This is a genomic window from Paeniglutamicibacter sp. MACA_103 (genome assembly GCF_045798555.1).
GTDB lineage: Bacteria > Actinomycetota > Actinomycetes > Actinomycetales > Micrococcaceae > Paeniglutamicibacter.
In genome coordinates, this window is record NZ_JBIXLN010000028.1 from 55319 (window position 1) to 70489 (window position 15171).

Sequence of the window (15171 nt, forward strand, 5' to 3'; positions counted from 1 at the left end):
CACAAGCATTGAGGAACCTGTTGCCATGAATTCGCATCCCAGAAGCGAGAAGATGCTCACCGTCGAGCAATTGCGCCAAGCCGTCCGGGCGGGGGAGATCGACAGCGTGATTCTGTCGTTCACCGATATGCAAGGCAGGCTGCAGGGCAAGGTCATCCATGGCGGATTCTTTGTCGACTCTGCGCTCGAAGAAGGCTCCGAAGCCTGCAACTACTTGTTGGCAGTCGATACCGACATGCGGACCGTCGATGGCTACGCCATGACCAGCTGGGACAAGGGATACGGCGACATGGTCTTCGACCTGGATCTCGACACGATTCGTCGCGTCCCGTACCTGGAGAAAACGGCCATGATCCAGGCCGACCTGAACCACACCGCCGGTGGACGCGTTGCGGTTTCGCCCCGCAGCCTGCTGCGTGCGCAGCAGGAGAAGGCCGGAAAGCTTGGGTTCAAGGCTGTTGCCGGCACCGAGCTGGAATTCATGATCTACAACACCAGCTACGAAGATGCGCAGAACGGGCATTACCTGAACCTGGCTCCGGCGAACCTCTACAACGTGGACTACTCCATCCTGGGCTCCATGCGTGTGGAACCGCTACTGCGGGATATCCGCAACGCCATGTATGAGGCCGGCATGATCGTCGAATCCGCGAAGGGCGAATGCAACCTCGGACAACATGAGATCGCGTTCAAATACGACGATGTCATCACCACCGCAGACAACCACACCTTTTACAAGCTCTCAGCCAAGCAAATGGCTGCGCAACGGGGCCAATCAATCACGTTCATGGCCAAGCCCAACGAGCGCGACGGATCTTCCTGCCACATCCATATGTCGCTGCGGGGACTCGACGGTGCCATGGCCTTCTGGGATGCCGAGAAGGGCGAACGAACGCCCCTCTACGACCATTTCATTGCCGGTGTTCTGGCCACGATGCGAGACTTCACGCTCTTCTACGCGCCAAACATCAATTCGTATAAGCGATTCGCAAAGGGATCCTTCGCGCCGACCGCGGTCGCCTGGGGATTGGACAACCGCAGCTGCTCCGTCCGCCTCGTGGGCAAGGGCCATTCGGCCAGAATGGAAAACCGGCTGCCCGGTGCCGACGCCAACCCGTACTTGGCGCTTTCTGCCATGCTGGCCGGCGGGCTCTATGGAATCAAGCACCAGCTCGAATTACCGGCCAAGGTCGACGGTAACGCCTATGAATCGGACGCCCTGCATGTGCCGCACACCATGGCGGAGGCCCGTGACCTTTTTGCCAACTCGGAGATTGCCCTGGAAGTCTTCGGCCAGGAAGTCGTGGACCACTACACGCACTATGCGGACGTGGAGATCGAAACCTTCAATGCGGCGATCACCGACTGGGAAGTCCGACGCGGATTCGAGCGCCACTGATGACTACCAAGGAAACATACCGGCCAAGGATCGGCCTGACCACCTACTGGCAGGACGCATCGTGGGGTGTGTGGAACGCTCGCGCGGCCATAGTCCCGGGCAAGTACGTCACCGGGGTAGCGAATGCCGGCGGAACGCCGATACTGCTGCCACCTGTTGCCACGGACGAATCAGTACTCGGGCTGCTGGACGGACTGATCGTCGTTGGCGGAGTAGACGTCGACCCGGCCAACTATGACGCCACCCCGCATCCGCTGACCGCTGCGCAACCCGAGCGGGATGACCACGACATCCGATTGACCCGCTCGGCGTTGAAAATCGGGTTGCCGCTCTTTGCAATATGTCGGGGTGCCCAGATCCTCAATGTTGCCCTGGGGGGAACGCTGCATCAACACGTACCGGACCTGCTGCCCGAATCGAACTACCAGCCGGCACCGGGCGTGTTCGGCACCGTCGGGTTCACCACGGAGCCCGCATCCCTCGCCGCGGAGATCCTAGGGAACCAGGCCGAAGCGCCGTGCTATCACCACCAATCACTGGACCGCCTGGGCGAGGGTCTGGTGGCCACGGCTCGGGCCGCCGACGGCACGATCGAAGCCGTCGAATGCACTTCTACCCCGGGGTGGGCGCTCGGGGTGCAATTTCATCCCGAGGAAAACCCGCGCGATGCCAGGCTGTTCGCCGGCTTCGTTGAAGCCGCCAGAAACTACCGCCACCAGTACCAACAGGAGAGCCTCGTATGAGCACCTTCACTGTCCTCAACCCGGCCACCGGGAACGCCATCCAGGATGTTGCGCTGGCAAACGTGGAAACAACGGACCGGGCCATCGAGGCAGCGGCCAAGGCATTCGTGGCCTGGCGCCAGGTTGCACCAAGCGACCGGGCGATGTTGCTGCGCCGATTCGCCACGGCGGTCGACAACGACCTGGAGAACCTTGCGGCAATGGAAGTCGCCAACGCCGGTCACACCATTGGGAACGCCCGCTGGGAAGCGGGAAACGTCCGAGATGTGCTGACCTATTACTCCGCGGCGCCGGAACGCCACACCGGGCTCCAGATTCCGGTGGCAGGCGGTGTGGACCTGACCTTCCACGAGCCGTTGGGCGTGGTCGGGGTGATCGTGCCGTGGAACTTCCCGATGCCGATCGCCGCGTGGGGCTTCGCTCCGGCATTGGCCGCTGGAAACACGGTGGTGCTCAAGCCCGCCGAACTCACCCCTCTGACGGCCATCCGTCTGGGTGAGCTCGCCCGTGAGGCGGGCATCCCCGAAGGCGTCTTCACCGTCATCCCGGGCAAGGGGTCGGTCGTGGGCGAACGCTTCGTGACCCACCCGGCGGTACGCAAGGTGGTGTTCACCGGCTCCACCGGCGTGGGCAAGAAGATCATGGCCGGCTGCGCCGAACAGGTCAAGAGGGTCACCCTCGAGCTGGGTGGCAAGAGCGCCAACATCGTCTTTGCCGACGCCGACCTTGAGAAGGCCGCGGCCAGCGCTCCGGGCGGGGTCTTCGACAACGCCGGCCAGGACTGCTGTGCCCGCTCACGCATCCTGGTTCAACGTAGTGTCTACGACAAGTTCTTGGGGTACCTGGAACCGGTCGTCAAGAACTTCCGCGTGGGGGACCCAAACGACGAGAATACGCAGATGGGACCGTTGATTTCTGCGGGCCAGCGGGACACTGTTTCCTCATTTGTCTTTGAGGCGGATGGCGGTGCCCACCCTGACATGGCTTTCCAGGGAACAGCACCCGACGGGCAAGGTTTTTGGTTCCCGCCCACCGTACTGACCCCCTCGGATCCGTTTGCTCGCTCCCTTCAGGAAGAGATCTTTGGCCCGGTCGTTGCCGTGGTTCCGTTCGAGGACGAGGCGGATGCACTGCGCATCGCCAACGACTCGAAGTTCGGGCTATCCGGCTCCATTTGGACCCGCGACGTCGGACGGGCACTAAGGGTTTCGCGGGGCGTTGAAGCCGGGAATCTTTCCGTCAATTCCCACTCCTCGGTCCGCTACTCCACACCCTTTGGAGGGTACAAGCAGTCGGGGCTGGGCCGTGAGCTGGGGCCGGACGCGCTTGACGCGTTCAGCGAAGTCAAGAACGTCTTCATCGCCACGGAATAACATGGCGGGAATCCACTGCCGGCAGCAACACCAAAATTTTCACAGCACCACATCCAAGGAGAATTCTGATGACTGAAATTAATGAAGCCCCCTACAACGGCCTTGTCAGCAACCGGCTGGAGGGTCGCAGTGCCGTCATTACGGGAGGCGCCTCCGGCATCGGACTGGCCACGGCAAAGCGCCTGGCACACGAGGGCGCCAAGGTCGTCATCGCCGATATCTGCTCGCCCGAGGTCGGCCAGGCTGCAGCTGACGCCGTGGGCGGTATTTTCGTGCGCACCGATGTCACCAACGAGGACGACGTCATCAACGTCTTCAAGGTCACGAAGGAAACGTACGGCAGCGTTGACATCGCATTCAACAACGCGGGAATCTCGCCTGCCGATGATGCCTCCATTCTGGATACCGGCATCGATGCCTGGCGCAAGGTCCAGGAAGTCAATCTGACCAGCGTCTTTTACTGCTGCAAGCACGTGATCCCGTACATGCAGGAGCAGAAGAGGGGATCAATCATCAACACGGCCTCGTTCGTGGCAGTGATGGGCGCGGCGACGTCGCAGATTTCCTATTCGGCCTCAAAGGGCGGAGTCCTGTCCATGAGCCGGGAGCTTGGCGTCGAATTTGCCCGCGAGGGAATTCGCGTCAATGCACTGTGCCCCGGGCCGGTGAACACCCCGTTGCTCAAGGAACTCTTCGCAAAGGACCCGGAACGCGCAGCCCGCCGCCTGGTCCATGTGCCCCTGGGGCGGTTTGCCGATCCCGATGAATTGGCCGCGGCCGTTGCATTCCTTGCGTCCGATGATTCCTCCTTCATCACGGCCAGCCAATTCCTGGTCGACGGCGGCATTGCTGGTGCGTATGTGACCCCGGAGTAAGGCGCGGAAAGGCGCTCATCTACGTCTGCCAAGAGAGACCCTCCGTTCTTCGACGGAGGGTCTCTCTTTACGCCATCCCCCAGCGGGTTTCGAAGTCGGGTTGAGCGCAATCTTGTCGTTCGTTAAAGTGCCTCGGTCCAACGGGCAAAGCGAGGAGCGGATTCAGTATTCTGTGGCATTCGATGTCGCCAGAGTTTCGGGCTCGTGAGATGGCCCGGATGGCACGCCACCGGAACCACACCTGGCCTTTCCGAGGACGGGACGGCGACAGATTATTCATCCCGCGTTGGTATATCCAATAGCGGCGCCTGTTCCATTCCGGAACGTGGACGAGTCTAGGAGTTGCCTTGGCGCTCCCCAGGCGTGGGAGCAATCAAGTTCTGAATTCCAGCAATGTGTTCCCTCATGGCACTTTCCGCCAGGTCCGGCTGTCCAACACGGAGTGCATCGACAATCTGCCAATGACCATGCAGTGAGGCTTCTTTCCGCTTGCCGCCTTGGAATCCTAGACGTCGTGAAGCTCCAGCCCAGTCGCCGACAATTCGGATCAGGTCCGATAACAACGGATTTCGAGCGATGTCGGAGAGAGCGACATGGAAGGTCTGGTCCAGCTCTAGCAACTTCATGGAACTCGTTTCAATTTCTGAGGCGGCCAGGATCTGCTCCAACTTGCGAATGTCGGCTGCCGTTGCCTTGGCTGCGGCTAAACGCGCCACCGCAGGTTCAATAGCCAAGCGCATTTCCATGACCTGAGAGAAATCCTGTTGTGCTGCCGCAAAGGCTTCGCTGAGTTGCTCGAACTGTGACTCTGTCGGAGCCTCCAGTACTATAGTGCCGCGTCCGGGGCGACGGCTCAGCAGACCCTTGATCTCCAACTCCAAGAGGGCTTCCCGCAAAGTAGCGCGTGATACGCCAAGTGTGGCCGCGAGTTCTCTTTCCGGTGGAATCTTTTCGCCTTGAGGAAGTTCCCCGCGCACGATCATGAGCTCTAGTTCAGCAGCCAAGTTTCCACCGAGAGAGTTCCATTTTTGGTTGATTGCTGACCAATTGACCATGTTGCGTTCCTTCCCTGAAAGTTCCCCTTGCTAAGTACAGTGTACGCATGGCATATTGGTCAGACCAGCAGACCAGTATGGCCTGCGTCACCAAAAGGAGAGCGTTGGCATGCAGATAGAAGCCAGCCCCGATCAACTGGGGCAACCGCAGGGGTCGCGATGGCGAAGGATCGTCAATGTTGCCGGTCCCGGGCTGATTGTTGCGGCGGCCGGTGTTGGTGCCGGCGACCTGATTGCGTCGTTGAACTCCGGCGCCCGCTACGGGTTGGCACTTGCTTGGGCCGTGGTTATCGGGTGTTTCATTAAGTTCATAGTCACCGAGTGCATTGGCCGTTGGTCTTTGGCGACGGGAATTAGCCCATTGCGGGGATTCCACCGGCTGAACAAGTCGTTTACCACTTACTTCGGGATCTACTCGGTCATTCTGGGATTCTTCTATGGCGCGGCAATTGCCGGGGCGCTGGGCCTGACTATCAATGCCATGTTCCCGGTAGTCGACGTGAAACTCGGGGCTGTTGGTGCCGTTCTCCTGGGGATGGGAATCTTGTGGATCGGCAAATATAGCTCCTTTGAGAAGATCATGGCATTCTTCGTGGCTGTCATGTTTATTTCCATCGTCGGGGCCGCCGTCTTGACCAGCCCTGACATGAGTATTCTGGCCGGGGGATTGACGCCCCGGGTTCCTGATGGAGGAACGTTCTACGTCCTCGGGATCATGGGCGGTGTTGGCATGTCCATCGGCCTTTTGTCATACGGCTATTGGTTGCGGGACAGGGGTTGGTCGGGATCGGGGTGGATTGGCGCCATGCGGCTGGACCTCGTCATCGGGTATGGAATGACCTTCATCTTCATGCTTGCAATGATGATCGTCGGAGCGGCATTCCTGCAGAACGGCGGCACTGAGGTCGGAGGATTGTCTGATCTGAAACAGCTGGCGAAGCCGTTCGGCGAACAATTCGGTGAGCCGGCGAAGTGGCTACTTTTAATCGGGATGTTCTCGGCCGTATTTAGCTCATTGATCGGCGGATACAACGCGCTGGCAAATGTATTCAACGACATCGTCAATATTTTCCGGCGCACGGAGAATGAACGAGACGAAAATGCTGCTCGATCGATTCCGTTCCGCGCATACATTGTATGGATGTGCATCCCTCCTCTGTCGATGCTGTTCCTGGACAAGCCCGTCATGCTCGTGCTCATTTATGCCGCGCTGGGTGCGCTGCTCATGCCCGTGCTGATCGGAGGCCTACTCTGGCTGATGAACTCTAAGGGGCTCGATAAGAAACATCGAAACGGTATTGCCATGAACACATCACTTGTTCTCGGCCTTGCCATGTTCGTCGCCTTGGCAGCGAATGAGTTGAGCTCGCTGTAGTTTTCTCGAAACCAAAATTGTTCGTTCTTTGAAAAGGTGTTAACAAGTGACTTTCACTACTCGTCCTGAGCTGGCCGGTACCTTTGGCATGGTGTCGTCGACCCATTGGCTAGCCTCACAAGTAGGCATGGGAATCCTTGAGCGTGGGGGCAATGCGTTCGATGCGGCAACTGCTGCCGGATTTACTCTCCAAGTAGTTGAACCGCATCAGAACGGTCCCGGAGGGGACCTCCCACTGATCTTTGCCACTGCAAAGGAACGCAATCCCGTCGTGCTTTGCGCTCAGGGCCCGGCTCCGGCTGGAGCCAGCATTGAGGCCTTTGACGACCTGGGCATCGATATGGTCCCGGGGACCGGGCTATTGGCCGCTGCCATTCCCGGAGCAACTCTGGGGTGGTTGACGTTCCTGAAAGACCACGGAACCTTCAGTCTCAAAGAGATCCTGGACGCCGCGATTGGCTATGCAAAAAATGGATACCCGGCGACCGCCAAAGTGGTGGAGTACATCGGCCGCATGGAACCACTGTTCAAGACGCATTGGGGTCCCTCGGCGAAGGTGTACCTGCCGAACGGCGACGTGCCGGCCGTTGGGCAGCTCTTATCCAACCCGGTGTTGGCGCAAACGTACCGGAGATTGGTTGATGTTGAGTCCGAGGCGCTTGGAAGGGGTGCCACGCGGGAAGCTGCGATCGAGGCGGTCATCGAAGAATGGACCGGCGGATTCGTGGCTGAGGCAATCGACAGGTTCGCAAAAACCTCGTGGCGCGACTCGACGGGAGAAGACCACCAAGGTTTCATAACCAAGGACGACATTGGGAAATGGCGGCCGCACTACGAAGCCCCGGTTACTGCCCAATTCGGCGGTTTTACGGTCTGCAAAGTCGGGTTCTGGAGCCAAGGACCCGTATTCCTGCAGCAATTGGCATTGCTGCAGGGCATGGATGTTGTCCCTGGTACGGCCGACGGAATTCACAAGATCTTGGAGGCAACAAAACTTGCTTTTGCCGACAGGGACGCTTGGTATGGGGATGTTCCAAACGTTCCTTCCGCGGAGCTCCTCTCCGAGGAGTATGCCGATGTTCGTCGGGCGCTCATTGGTGAAAAAGCATCTCTTGAAATTCGCCCGGGTTCGCCGGACGGAAGGAAGCCGCAATTACCTCGTTTGGAGACCCAGGCGGATTTCGATCCCGCGGGCCTGAGTGGCGTGGGGGAGCCGAATGCCGTGGCTGCAGCATTGGACTCCGGTCCGAAGCCAAGCGGAGAGGCTCGAACCGATACCGTCCATGTTGACGTGGCCGATCGGTGGGGAAACATGGTCTCGGCCATGCCAAGCGGGGGGTGGTTGCACTCCTCACCAGTCATTCCAGAACTGGGGTTCCCTTTGGGGACCAGACTGCAAATGGCGTGGCTTGAGCCGGGGCACCCGAACGCGTTGGCCCCAGGCAAGCGGCCTCGAACGACTCTTTCTCCGACGCTGGTTCTCAAAGATGGGGAACCAACAATGGCTTTCGGCTCGCCAGGCGGAGACCAACAGGACCAGTGGCAGGTTCATTTCTTGCTGAATCACCTATTGGGCGGCATGAATCTTCAAGAGGCCATTGATGCCCCGGCGTTCCACAGCACGCATTTCCCCAGTTCGTTCTTTCCCCATGAACATCAGCTAGGGGTCGTTCTCATCGAAGAAAGAATTGGTGCTGCGGTCATCGCTGGACTTGAGTCGCGCGGCCATGTTGTAGGAAAAGCCGGAAGCTGGGAGATCGGTCGGATGTGCGCAGTGTCGCGAGACCCTGAAACGGGCGTACTCAAAGCAGCAGCCAATGCTCGGGGCATGCAGGGATACGCGGTCGGACGATGACCTCAACTGTTGGTGGGGGAACCAAGACAGCCCCTTCGAATCGACTTCGAAAGAGTCGTCCACGCTTATCCGAAACAAAGCTCTACACCTGGCTTCTGTTGTCCATGACGTTCTCAACCGGCATTGTCGATGCTGTCGGTTATCTAGGCCTAGACAGAATATTCACCGGAAACATGACTGGAAACGTCGTGATTCTGGGAATGGCCCTTTCAGGGAAAACGGACTTGCCTGTCATCGGCCCCGCCGTAGCACTGGTTCTGTATTTCTTGGGTGCAGTTGTTGGTGGACGCGTGTTAAGAGGCCATCGGGAAGGTTGGACGCCTGCAACGACGATTATTTTTAGCTTGGTGTCGGCCATCTTGCTGACATGTGCCGCTTTCACAAAAATGATTCCGTTGGGAACAATTCCGTATTCGACGGTTGCATTGGCTGCCGTTCTGGGATTCGTCATGGGTGCCCAGGCTGCCGCAGCTCGGCAGGTGAAGATCGCAGATGTCACAACCGTCGTGGTGACCTCGACGATCACTGGCTTGGCCGCGGACTCATGGTTGGGTGCGAGACAAAAGCAGGACTGGATGAAGCGCTCCTTGGCCGTTCTGCTGATCTTGCTAGGAGCTTTGTGCGGTGCCGCATTGCTTCCGTATGGAATCTGGCTTCCTATCCTGGCTTCGGCTTGTTTGACGATTGCTGCGACCTTCGTAGGCGAGAGGAGAAGAAGGACAGAAAGGAAACCGGCGGCCTGAACCTCTGGAGGACGAATAGTGGACTCGAGCAACTCATGGGCGACGGCACGCGCGGCGGTACGTGGATGGTCCATGCGCGCGGTGCCGACCGGGCACACAACGGCCATGGGCCCGCCCCTCACGTACCTTGCGTGTCGTTGGTCCACTACCGCATCAGAGCAATTGACCGCCGCGCTTGCGCGCCTGCAGCACCACGGTGGTTTGCAGATGGGTCATCGACTTGCTCCAGGGCGAATCGGCAAGGAAGTCGTAGAGCTGAGCGGGATTCGCGACGGTGATGTCGGCGACCAGCTGGCAATCCCCGGCGACGGCGGCGGCATAGCGGACCTCCGGGCGCTTGGCCAGGGCCGCGCCGAGGGCCTCGACCTGGTTGGGGGCGGTGTGGATCCACAACAGCGCCTCGGTGTTCAGGCCCAGCGCCTCCGGTTCGACCAGCGTGCGGATCGCCAGGTGGGAGTTGCGGATCAGCCAATCGATGCGCCGCGACACCGTGGACTCCGACAGCCGGACCTGTCTTGCGACGGCCTCCACACTGGCGCGGCCGTCGCGCTGCAGGGCCTGGATGATCAGCTCGTCGTTTTCCGTAAGCTTGGCGCCGGCTTCTCGAAGGCCCCGCTGCCGGGTGTCGTCCTTGGTCAACTCCGTGTGCAGCGCGAGTTCCTCGGCGGCGGTGAGGACCCCGATGCGCCAGCCGCGGATGGTGCGGAAGTACTTCAACACCGGATAGGTCGCGCACGAGATCAGCCCCGGCGTTGAGGGCACCTGCAGGGTGAGGAGCTCGTTCAACGCGCCGGATTCACAGATGACCTCGGCAACCACGTCGCCTACCCCGGTGACCATATAGCTGAAGGTGGTGTCGGACCGCTGCGCCAGGGATTCGCAGGCAAGCCTGGCCGTTCCCGGGGTGCAGGCCAGGCGCATGATGACCGCAGACTCGCGCGTGCGCAGGGCCGCGACGGTGATGACCTTGGAGGCGAGGAGCTCCGCGCCCTGCCGTGCCACGGTGCGCTCGTGCTCGTCGAGCACCTGGGCGATCTTGCGCCAGGTGGCACGGCCGTCCACCTGGAGCGCGCCGATGATGCGTTGCTGCAATGCAGTCAGCTCGTCATGAGCCATGGTGCCCCTTCGATTGGAAATGCGGCCCGCGGTCAGCCGTTTGCCGCGTCCTCGGCAGCGCGCCGTTGCACCAGCGTAACCAATGCAGCGCCCGGCCGCGTGACGTATCCGGCGCGGCCGGGCCCCGCGGAATTCCTAGGCGGTGCATCCGGCGGAGATCCACTCGGGCACCCGCTCGGCGAAGCGGGTGCGCTGTTCGAAGTCCTGGGCGTAGCCCAGCAGTTCCACGTCCTTGTAGTGGTTGGCGGTCATCTGCAGGCCCACGGGCAGCCCGGTGGAGGTGAATCCGGCGGGCATGGACAGCACCGGCAGCGAGGTGGCGGAGATCAGGCAGGCCGAGCGCATCCAGTCGAGGTAGGTGTCGGCTGGGTTTCCGGCGATGGTTTGCGGGTAGCGCCATGATGCGTCGAAGGGCAGCACCTGGGCGGCGGGGCTGAGGAAGAGGTCGAACCGTCCGAAGAATGCCTGCACGGCGATCTCCAGGCGGGTGCGTGCCGCGTCGGTGGCAATCAGGTCCTCCGCGTTCAGGGCCCAGCCCTTTTCGACGTTCCAGATCACCTCCGGCTTGATCAGTTCCCGCTTGGTGCGCACCAGCTCGCCAAGGCCCGTGGCGAAGTCGTAGGCGCGGGTGTTGCCGAAGACCAGGTCGGCATCGCGCAGGTCGATGGTGGCCTCCTCGACACGCGCCCCGGCCTGTTCGAACACGGCGATCTGCGCGTCCAGCACGGCGAGAACCTCGGGCTCGACCGGCACGCCCAATCCGAAGTCCCGGCTGTAGCCGATGCGGACGCCGCGCAACGCGTTCTCCGGGAGGCTCTCGAAGTCACGGCCGGTGAGCGTATTGGGCGTCAAGACCTTGTCGCTGTCGCCGGCCGTCGCACTCATGAACAGGGCAATGTCATCGACAGTGCGGGCCATCGGGCCGCTGCGTGCCAGCCATGACCAGGAATTGGTGGCCGAAGGCAGCGGGATCACGCCATAGGACGGGCGGAAGCCCACCACGTTGCAAAACGACGCGGGGATGCGCAGCGAGCCGCCCATGTCCGAGCCCTCGCCCAGCGGCTGGATGCGCGCGGCGATGGCCGCTGCCACGCCTCCGGAGGAACCGCCGGCGCTCAGCGAGGTGTCGTAGGGATTCGTGGTGGTCCCAAAGACCTCGTTGAAGGTGTGCGACCCGGCGCCGAATTCGGGGACGTTGGTCTTGCCCGTGCGGATCGCGCCGGCGGCGGCCAGGCGTTCGATCTGCAGGTCGTCGGTGGCCGGAACATTGTCCTTCAGTGCAAGCGAGCCCTGGGTGGTGAGCAGCCCGGCGGTGTTGAAGGTGTCCTTGTGCGTCATCGGCAGGCCGTGCAGCAACCCCGTGGGGGCGCCCTGTGCGGTGGCTTCGTCCGCCGCCGCGGCGAGTTTGCGAGCGCGCTCGAAATCGGTGGTGACCACGGCGTTGATGGGCCCGTTGATGCGCTCGATCTGTTCGATGTGGCTCTCGAGTGCTTCCCTGGCCGATAGATCGCGGCGCTTGATGGCCTCGGTCATTTCCCGCGCGCTCATGTCTTGAATCCCGTTCACGTTCCCACGTCCTTGCTTGGTGGTTGGTCGGCGTTGGGCCGAGTGTGCTGATGATCACAGTCTGGCTGGTAGAACCAAGCCTGAAAAGTCTGGACGGAAAATTCAAGAGATATGCGGGAAAACGACAATTTATTGACCAAATCCTCCATTGGTTGCCAGAGACCCGTCGACGGCGCAATCTGGAACGAAAGAGACGTGGCTCACAGTTTAGCCGGAAGCATGGCTAACGGCGGCGGCGTCAACGAGATCAAAGGAGAAGCGCCGTGCCCCATCTTCGCCCACTCATGGCAAACCCGACATCCACGGATATCTGGGCCGTGGCGAACACCCCGATTCTCTGGATTTGCGCGCTCGGTGTCTTCGCCGTGATCTTCGTGCAGACCTTCCTCTACGTCAAGGCCGCCCGCCGTGCCGCGCCGCATATCGGCATGCCGACCCGGGAGCTCAAGGAATCGTTCCGGGCGGGAGCCGTTGCCTCCATCGGACCCTCGTTGGCGGTGGTGTTGGTTGCGATCGCGCTGCTGGCGCTGTTCGGGACACCCGCGGTGTTGGTCCGCATCGGACTCATCGGCTCCGCCTCGACGGAAACGGCCTCGGCATCCCTGGCGGCCGTATCCATGGGCACGGTGCTCGGCGGACCGGAGTACACGCAGCAGGTCTTCGCCGTGGCCTTCATGGCCATGTCCCTCTCCGGCGGCATGTGGATGCTCTCAACGCTGATTCTCACCCCCGTCCTTAAGCGCGGTGGCAAGAAGCTGGCCAAGACCAACCCGGCGGTCATGGCGCTGATTCCGGCGGCTGCGCTGCTGGGCGCGTTCTCGATGCTGGCTATCGCCGAGCTTCCCAAGTCCAACGTGCATGCGGTCACGTTGCTGATTTCCGCGGCAACCATGTCGGTCTGCCTGTTCCTGGCCAAGCTGCTCAAGGCCCGGTGGCTGAAGGAATGGGCGCTTGGCTTCGCGATCATGGTCGCGATTGCGTCCGCCTACCTGATGCACACGGCCTAGCCGCCGTGCCCAACGAGCAAGAAAGCGAAAACCAATGACTACTTCTGTCGCTACCCACGCCGATGCCTCCATGGCCCGTTTTGAAACCGAAACCACGCGATACGGATCCCTGACGATGATTGCCGGACTGGTCTTCTCGCTCTTGGGCCCCGTCTACCTGGTGTTCTTCTCCGGCTTGGACATCACGGGTCCAATGGTCTGGATCGCCTTTGTTGCCGTGGCCGCCACCTTTGGGGTCTTCTGGTTCGTCGAGCCCTTGACCTATTTCCCCATCCTGGGATCGGCCGCCATGTACCAGGCCTTCATGATCGGGAACATCTCCAACAAGTTGCTCCCCGCGGCCATCGTGGCCCAGTCCAGCATCAACGCCAAGCCCGGAACCCGGCGCGGGGACCTGGCGGCAGTGATGGCCATCGGCGGTGCGGCCACCGTCCACCTGACCAGCCTGCTGGTGTTCGTGGGCCTGTTGGGGACGTGGCTGGTGTCGATGGTCCCGGTCGCGATGATCGAGGTCGCCCGCCTCTACATCCTGCCCGCGCTCATGGGAGCGGTGCTGGTGCAGGCAATCGTGAGCATGAAGCGCGTGCGGGCCACCGTCATCGCCATCGCCTTGGCGCTGCTGTTCCAGTTCATCATCGTGCCGGCCGTGCCCAAGGTCGCGCTCTTTGCGACCGCGCTCGTGGTGCTCTTTTCGATCATCCTGTCCTGGGTGTTGCGCGATCGAAAGGAAATCCATACCGCCACCGAAGTCGACTGACCCTTCCGCTTCCGCAAGAACACCATCCGTCCGCCCCGGGCAGAGATGCCCCCAGGGAAAGGCAACCCCAGCACCATGACCACACAACTTTTGGACCTCGATGGCATCGCGACCGAGTGGATGCATGAGCAGTACCTGCATCTTCACCGGAATCCGGAACTATCCATGCAGGAGTTCAACACGGCCGCCTACATCGAAGAACGGCTCGGGGAACTGGGCATCGAGAACTTCCGCTGCGGCGGCACGGGCGTGGTGGGCATCCTGCGCAACGGCCCGGGCAAGACCGTCGCCTTCAGGGCGGACACCGACGGGCTGCCGATCAAGGAAGACACCGGAGTCGACTACGCCTCGAGAACGACCTCGCACCTGCTCGACGGCACCGAGGTCCCGGTCATGCACGGATGCGGCCACGACACCCACGTGGCAGTGCTGCTGGCCGCGGCGCGATTCCTCGCGGAGAACAAGCCGGCGTGGCACGGGACCCTGGTGCTGGTGTTCCAGCCCGGGGAGGAAACCGGTGCCGGGGCCAAGGCCATGGTGGAGGACGGGCTCTGGGACCGGGCACCGCGGCCCGAGGTGGTGCTGGGGCAACACGTCTTCCCGTACACGGCGGGGACGGTGCACATTTCATCGGGCACGGCCATGGCGCTGGCGGACGCGCTGAAGGTGACGCTGCATGGCAAGCAGTCCCACGGTTCGCAGCCGCAGGACTCCATCGACCCGATCCTGCTCGGGGCCCACATCATTGCCCGGCTGCAGGGCATCGTCTCCCGGGAGCTCGCGCCAACGACCCCGGCCGTGGTCACCGCCGGGACGTTCCATGCCGGGCTCAAGGAAAACATCATCCCCGACCGGGCCGAATTTACGCTCAACGTCAGGACCCTCACCACGGAGGTGCGCGCCAAGGTGCTGGAGGCCATCACGCGGATCGTCAACGCCGAGGCGCAGGCCTCCAACGCGCCGGCGCCTCAGATCGAGCACATCTACGACTTCCCGCGCTGCTACAACGATCCCGGCCAGACCGCATCGGTCATCGAGTCGCTGCGCGCCGAGCTGGGCCAGGAGCAGGTGGTGATCGCCCCGCCGGTCATGGGCAGCGAGGACGTGGGGTGGCTCGGGGACTCCATCGACGTGCCCACGGTCTACTGGTTCTTCGGGGGATTCGGGCCGGAGGAGGAGAACCCGCCGGTCAACCACTCCCCGTATTTCCTGCCGGTCATGGAACCGACGCTGTCCGCCGGGGTCCGGGCCGCGGTGGCAGCCATCACGGGGTACCTGGCCTAGGAACAACAACGGGTGTGGGGGGG

At 61.7% G+C, this 15171-nt stretch carries 13 protein-coding genes; 10 read left to right on the forward strand and 3 right to left on the reverse strand.

Features of this window, described 5'->3' with window-relative positions; all coding sequences use genetic code 11:
- Window positions 1–25: 25 nt before the first annotated feature.
- The 4 genes from ACIPVK_RS14050 (at window position 26) to ACIPVK_RS14065 (ending at window position 4390) form a co-directional block, all read left to right on the forward strand.
- A complete protein-coding gene (locus ACIPVK_RS14050) occupies window positions 26–1399 on the forward strand; it encodes a glutamine synthetase family protein (protein WP_407612601.1) in 1374 nt (457 codons plus the stop codon).
- Window positions 1399–2142 carry a gamma-glutamyl-gamma-aminobutyrate hydrolase family protein gene (locus ACIPVK_RS14055; protein ID WP_407612602.1) on the forward strand — a complete coding sequence of 248 codons (744 nt, stop codon included), beginning with the start codon at window positions 1399–1401 and terminating at the stop codon, window positions 2140–2142. Before ACIPVK_RS14050 ends, ACIPVK_RS14055 begins: the two co-directional genes overlap by 1 nt.
- Entirely contained in the window at window positions 2139–3515 is a 1377-nt protein-coding gene (locus ACIPVK_RS14060; RefSeq protein WP_407612603.1) for an aldehyde dehydrogenase family protein, read from the forward strand. The genes ACIPVK_RS14055 and ACIPVK_RS14060 overlap by 4 nt, the downstream gene beginning before the upstream one ends.
- A 68-nt stretch (window positions 3516–3583) precedes the next feature.
- Window positions 3584–4390: a 3-oxoacyl-ACP reductase gene (locus ACIPVK_RS14065; protein ID WP_407612604.1), complete on the forward strand. Its 807-nt coding sequence runs from the start codon at window positions 3584–3586 to the stop codon at window positions 4388–4390.
- A gap of 335 nt (window positions 4391–4725) precedes the next feature.
- Here the strand turns inward: ACIPVK_RS14065 and ACIPVK_RS14070 are convergent, their stop codons facing one another.
- Window positions 4726–5445 carry a FadR/GntR family transcriptional regulator gene (locus ACIPVK_RS14070; RefSeq protein WP_407612605.1) on the reverse strand — a complete coding sequence of 240 codons (720 nt, stop codon included), beginning with the start codon at window positions 5443–5445 and terminating at the stop codon, window positions 4726–4728.
- A gap of 109 nt (window positions 5446–5554) precedes the next feature.
- Here ACIPVK_RS14070 and ACIPVK_RS14075 point away from each other — a divergent pair, with 109 nt between their 5' ends.
- From ACIPVK_RS14075 to ACIPVK_RS14085, 3 genes are all read left to right on the forward strand, one after another.
- Window positions 5555–6820, forward strand: coding sequence for an Nramp family divalent metal transporter (locus ACIPVK_RS14075; protein WP_407612606.1), 1266 nt, complete (start codon window positions 5555–5557; stop codon window positions 6818–6820).
- A gap of 88 nt (window positions 6821–6908) precedes the next feature.
- A complete protein-coding gene (locus tag ACIPVK_RS14080) occupies window positions 6909–8675 on the forward strand; it encodes a gamma-glutamyltransferase family protein (protein ID WP_407612613.1) in 1767 nt (588 codons plus the stop codon).
- Between the two features lie 104 nt (window positions 8676–8779).
- Window positions 8780–9418 (forward strand): YoaK family protein, encoded by a 639-nt coding sequence (locus ACIPVK_RS14085; protein ID WP_407612607.1) that lies wholly within the window; start codon window positions 8780–8782, stop codon window positions 9416–9418.
- A 153-nt stretch (window positions 9419–9571) separates the two neighbouring features.
- Here ACIPVK_RS14085 and ACIPVK_RS14090 read toward each other — a convergent pair whose 3' ends face one another.
- Together ACIPVK_RS14090 and ACIPVK_RS14095 are read right to left on the reverse strand one after the other, a co-directional pair.
- On the reverse strand, window positions 9572–10534 hold the full coding sequence (locus ACIPVK_RS14090) for an Lrp/AsnC family transcriptional regulator (RefSeq protein ID WP_407612608.1): 963 nt from the start codon (window positions 10532–10534) through the stop codon (window positions 9572–9574).
- A 135-nt stretch (window positions 10535–10669) separates the two neighbouring features.
- Complete coding sequence (locus ACIPVK_RS14095; protein ID WP_407612614.1) at window positions 10670–12082, reverse strand: amidase; 1413 nt, start codon at window positions 12080–12082, stop codon at window positions 10670–10672.
- Between the two features lie 302 nt (window positions 12083–12384).
- On the opposite strand from ACIPVK_RS14095, the gene ACIPVK_RS14100 reads away from it, so the two are divergent.
- The 3 genes from ACIPVK_RS14100 to ACIPVK_RS14110 all read left to right on the forward strand — a co-directional run bounded on the left by ACIPVK_RS14100 (window position 12385) and on the right by ACIPVK_RS14110 (window position 15148).
- Entirely contained in the window at window positions 12385–13107 is a 723-nt protein-coding gene (locus tag ACIPVK_RS14100; protein WP_407612615.1) for a DUF5058 family protein, read from the forward strand.
- 34 nt (window positions 13108–13141) lie between these two features.
- The gene (locus ACIPVK_RS14105) at window positions 13142–13864 is read left to right on the forward strand and encodes a hypothetical protein (RefSeq protein WP_407612609.1); all 723 of its coding nucleotides are present in this window, start codon (window positions 13142–13144) and stop codon (window positions 13862–13864) included.
- Between the two features lie 75 nt (window positions 13865–13939).
- Entirely contained in the window at window positions 13940–15148 is a 1209-nt protein-coding gene (locus ACIPVK_RS14110; protein ID WP_407612610.1) for an amidohydrolase, read from the forward strand.
- Window positions 15149–15171 lie beyond the last annotated feature (23 nt).

Bases quoted from the DNA above. Each gene is read 5' to 3' on its own strand.
- ACIPVK_RS14080 (WP_407612613.1), top strand. From the start codon at position 6,909: ATGGTGTCGTCGACCCATTGGCTAGCCTCACAAGTAGGCATGGGAATC.
- ACIPVK_RS14090 (WP_407612608.1), bottom strand. From the start codon at position 10,534: ATGGCTCATGACGAGCTGACTGCATTGCAGCAACGCATCATCGGCGCG.
- ACIPVK_RS14095 (WP_407612614.1), bottom strand. From the start codon at position 12,082: ATGAGCGCGCGGGAAATGACCGAGGCCATCAAGCGCCGCGATCTATCG.
- ACIPVK_RS14085 (WP_407612607.1), top strand. From the start codon at position 8,780: ATGACGTTCTCAACCGGCATTGTCGATGCTGTCGGTTATCTAGGCCTA.
- ACIPVK_RS14110 (WP_407612610.1), top strand. From the start codon at position 13,940: ATGACCACACAACTTTTGGACCTCGATGGCATCGCGACCGAGTGGATG.
- ACIPVK_RS14075 (WP_407612606.1), top strand. From the start codon at position 5,555: ATGCAGATAGAAGCCAGCCCCGATCAACTGGGGCAACCGCAGGGGTCG.
- ACIPVK_RS14100 (WP_407612615.1), top strand. From the start codon at position 12,385: ATGGCAAACCCGACATCCACGGATATCTGGGCCGTGGCGAACACCCCG.
- ACIPVK_RS14070 (WP_407612605.1), bottom strand. From the start codon at position 5,445: ATGGTCAATTGGTCAGCAATCAACCAAAAATGGAACTCTCTCGGTGGA.
- ACIPVK_RS14055 (WP_407612602.1), top strand. From the start codon at position 1,399: ATGACTACCAAGGAAACATACCGGCCAAGGATCGGCCTGACCACCTAC.
- ACIPVK_RS14105 (WP_407612609.1), top strand. From the start codon at position 13,142: ATGACTACTTCTGTCGCTACCCACGCCGATGCCTCCATGGCCCGTTTT.
- ACIPVK_RS14060 (WP_407612603.1), top strand. From the start codon at position 2,139: ATGAGCACCTTCACTGTCCTCAACCCGGCCACCGGGAACGCCATCCAG.
- ACIPVK_RS14050 (WP_407612601.1), top strand. From the start codon at position 26: ATGAATTCGCATCCCAGAAGCGAGAAGATGCTCACCGTCGAGCAATTG.
- ACIPVK_RS14065 (WP_407612604.1), top strand. From the start codon at position 3,584: ATGACTGAAATTAATGAAGCCCCCTACAACGGCCTTGTCAGCAACCGG.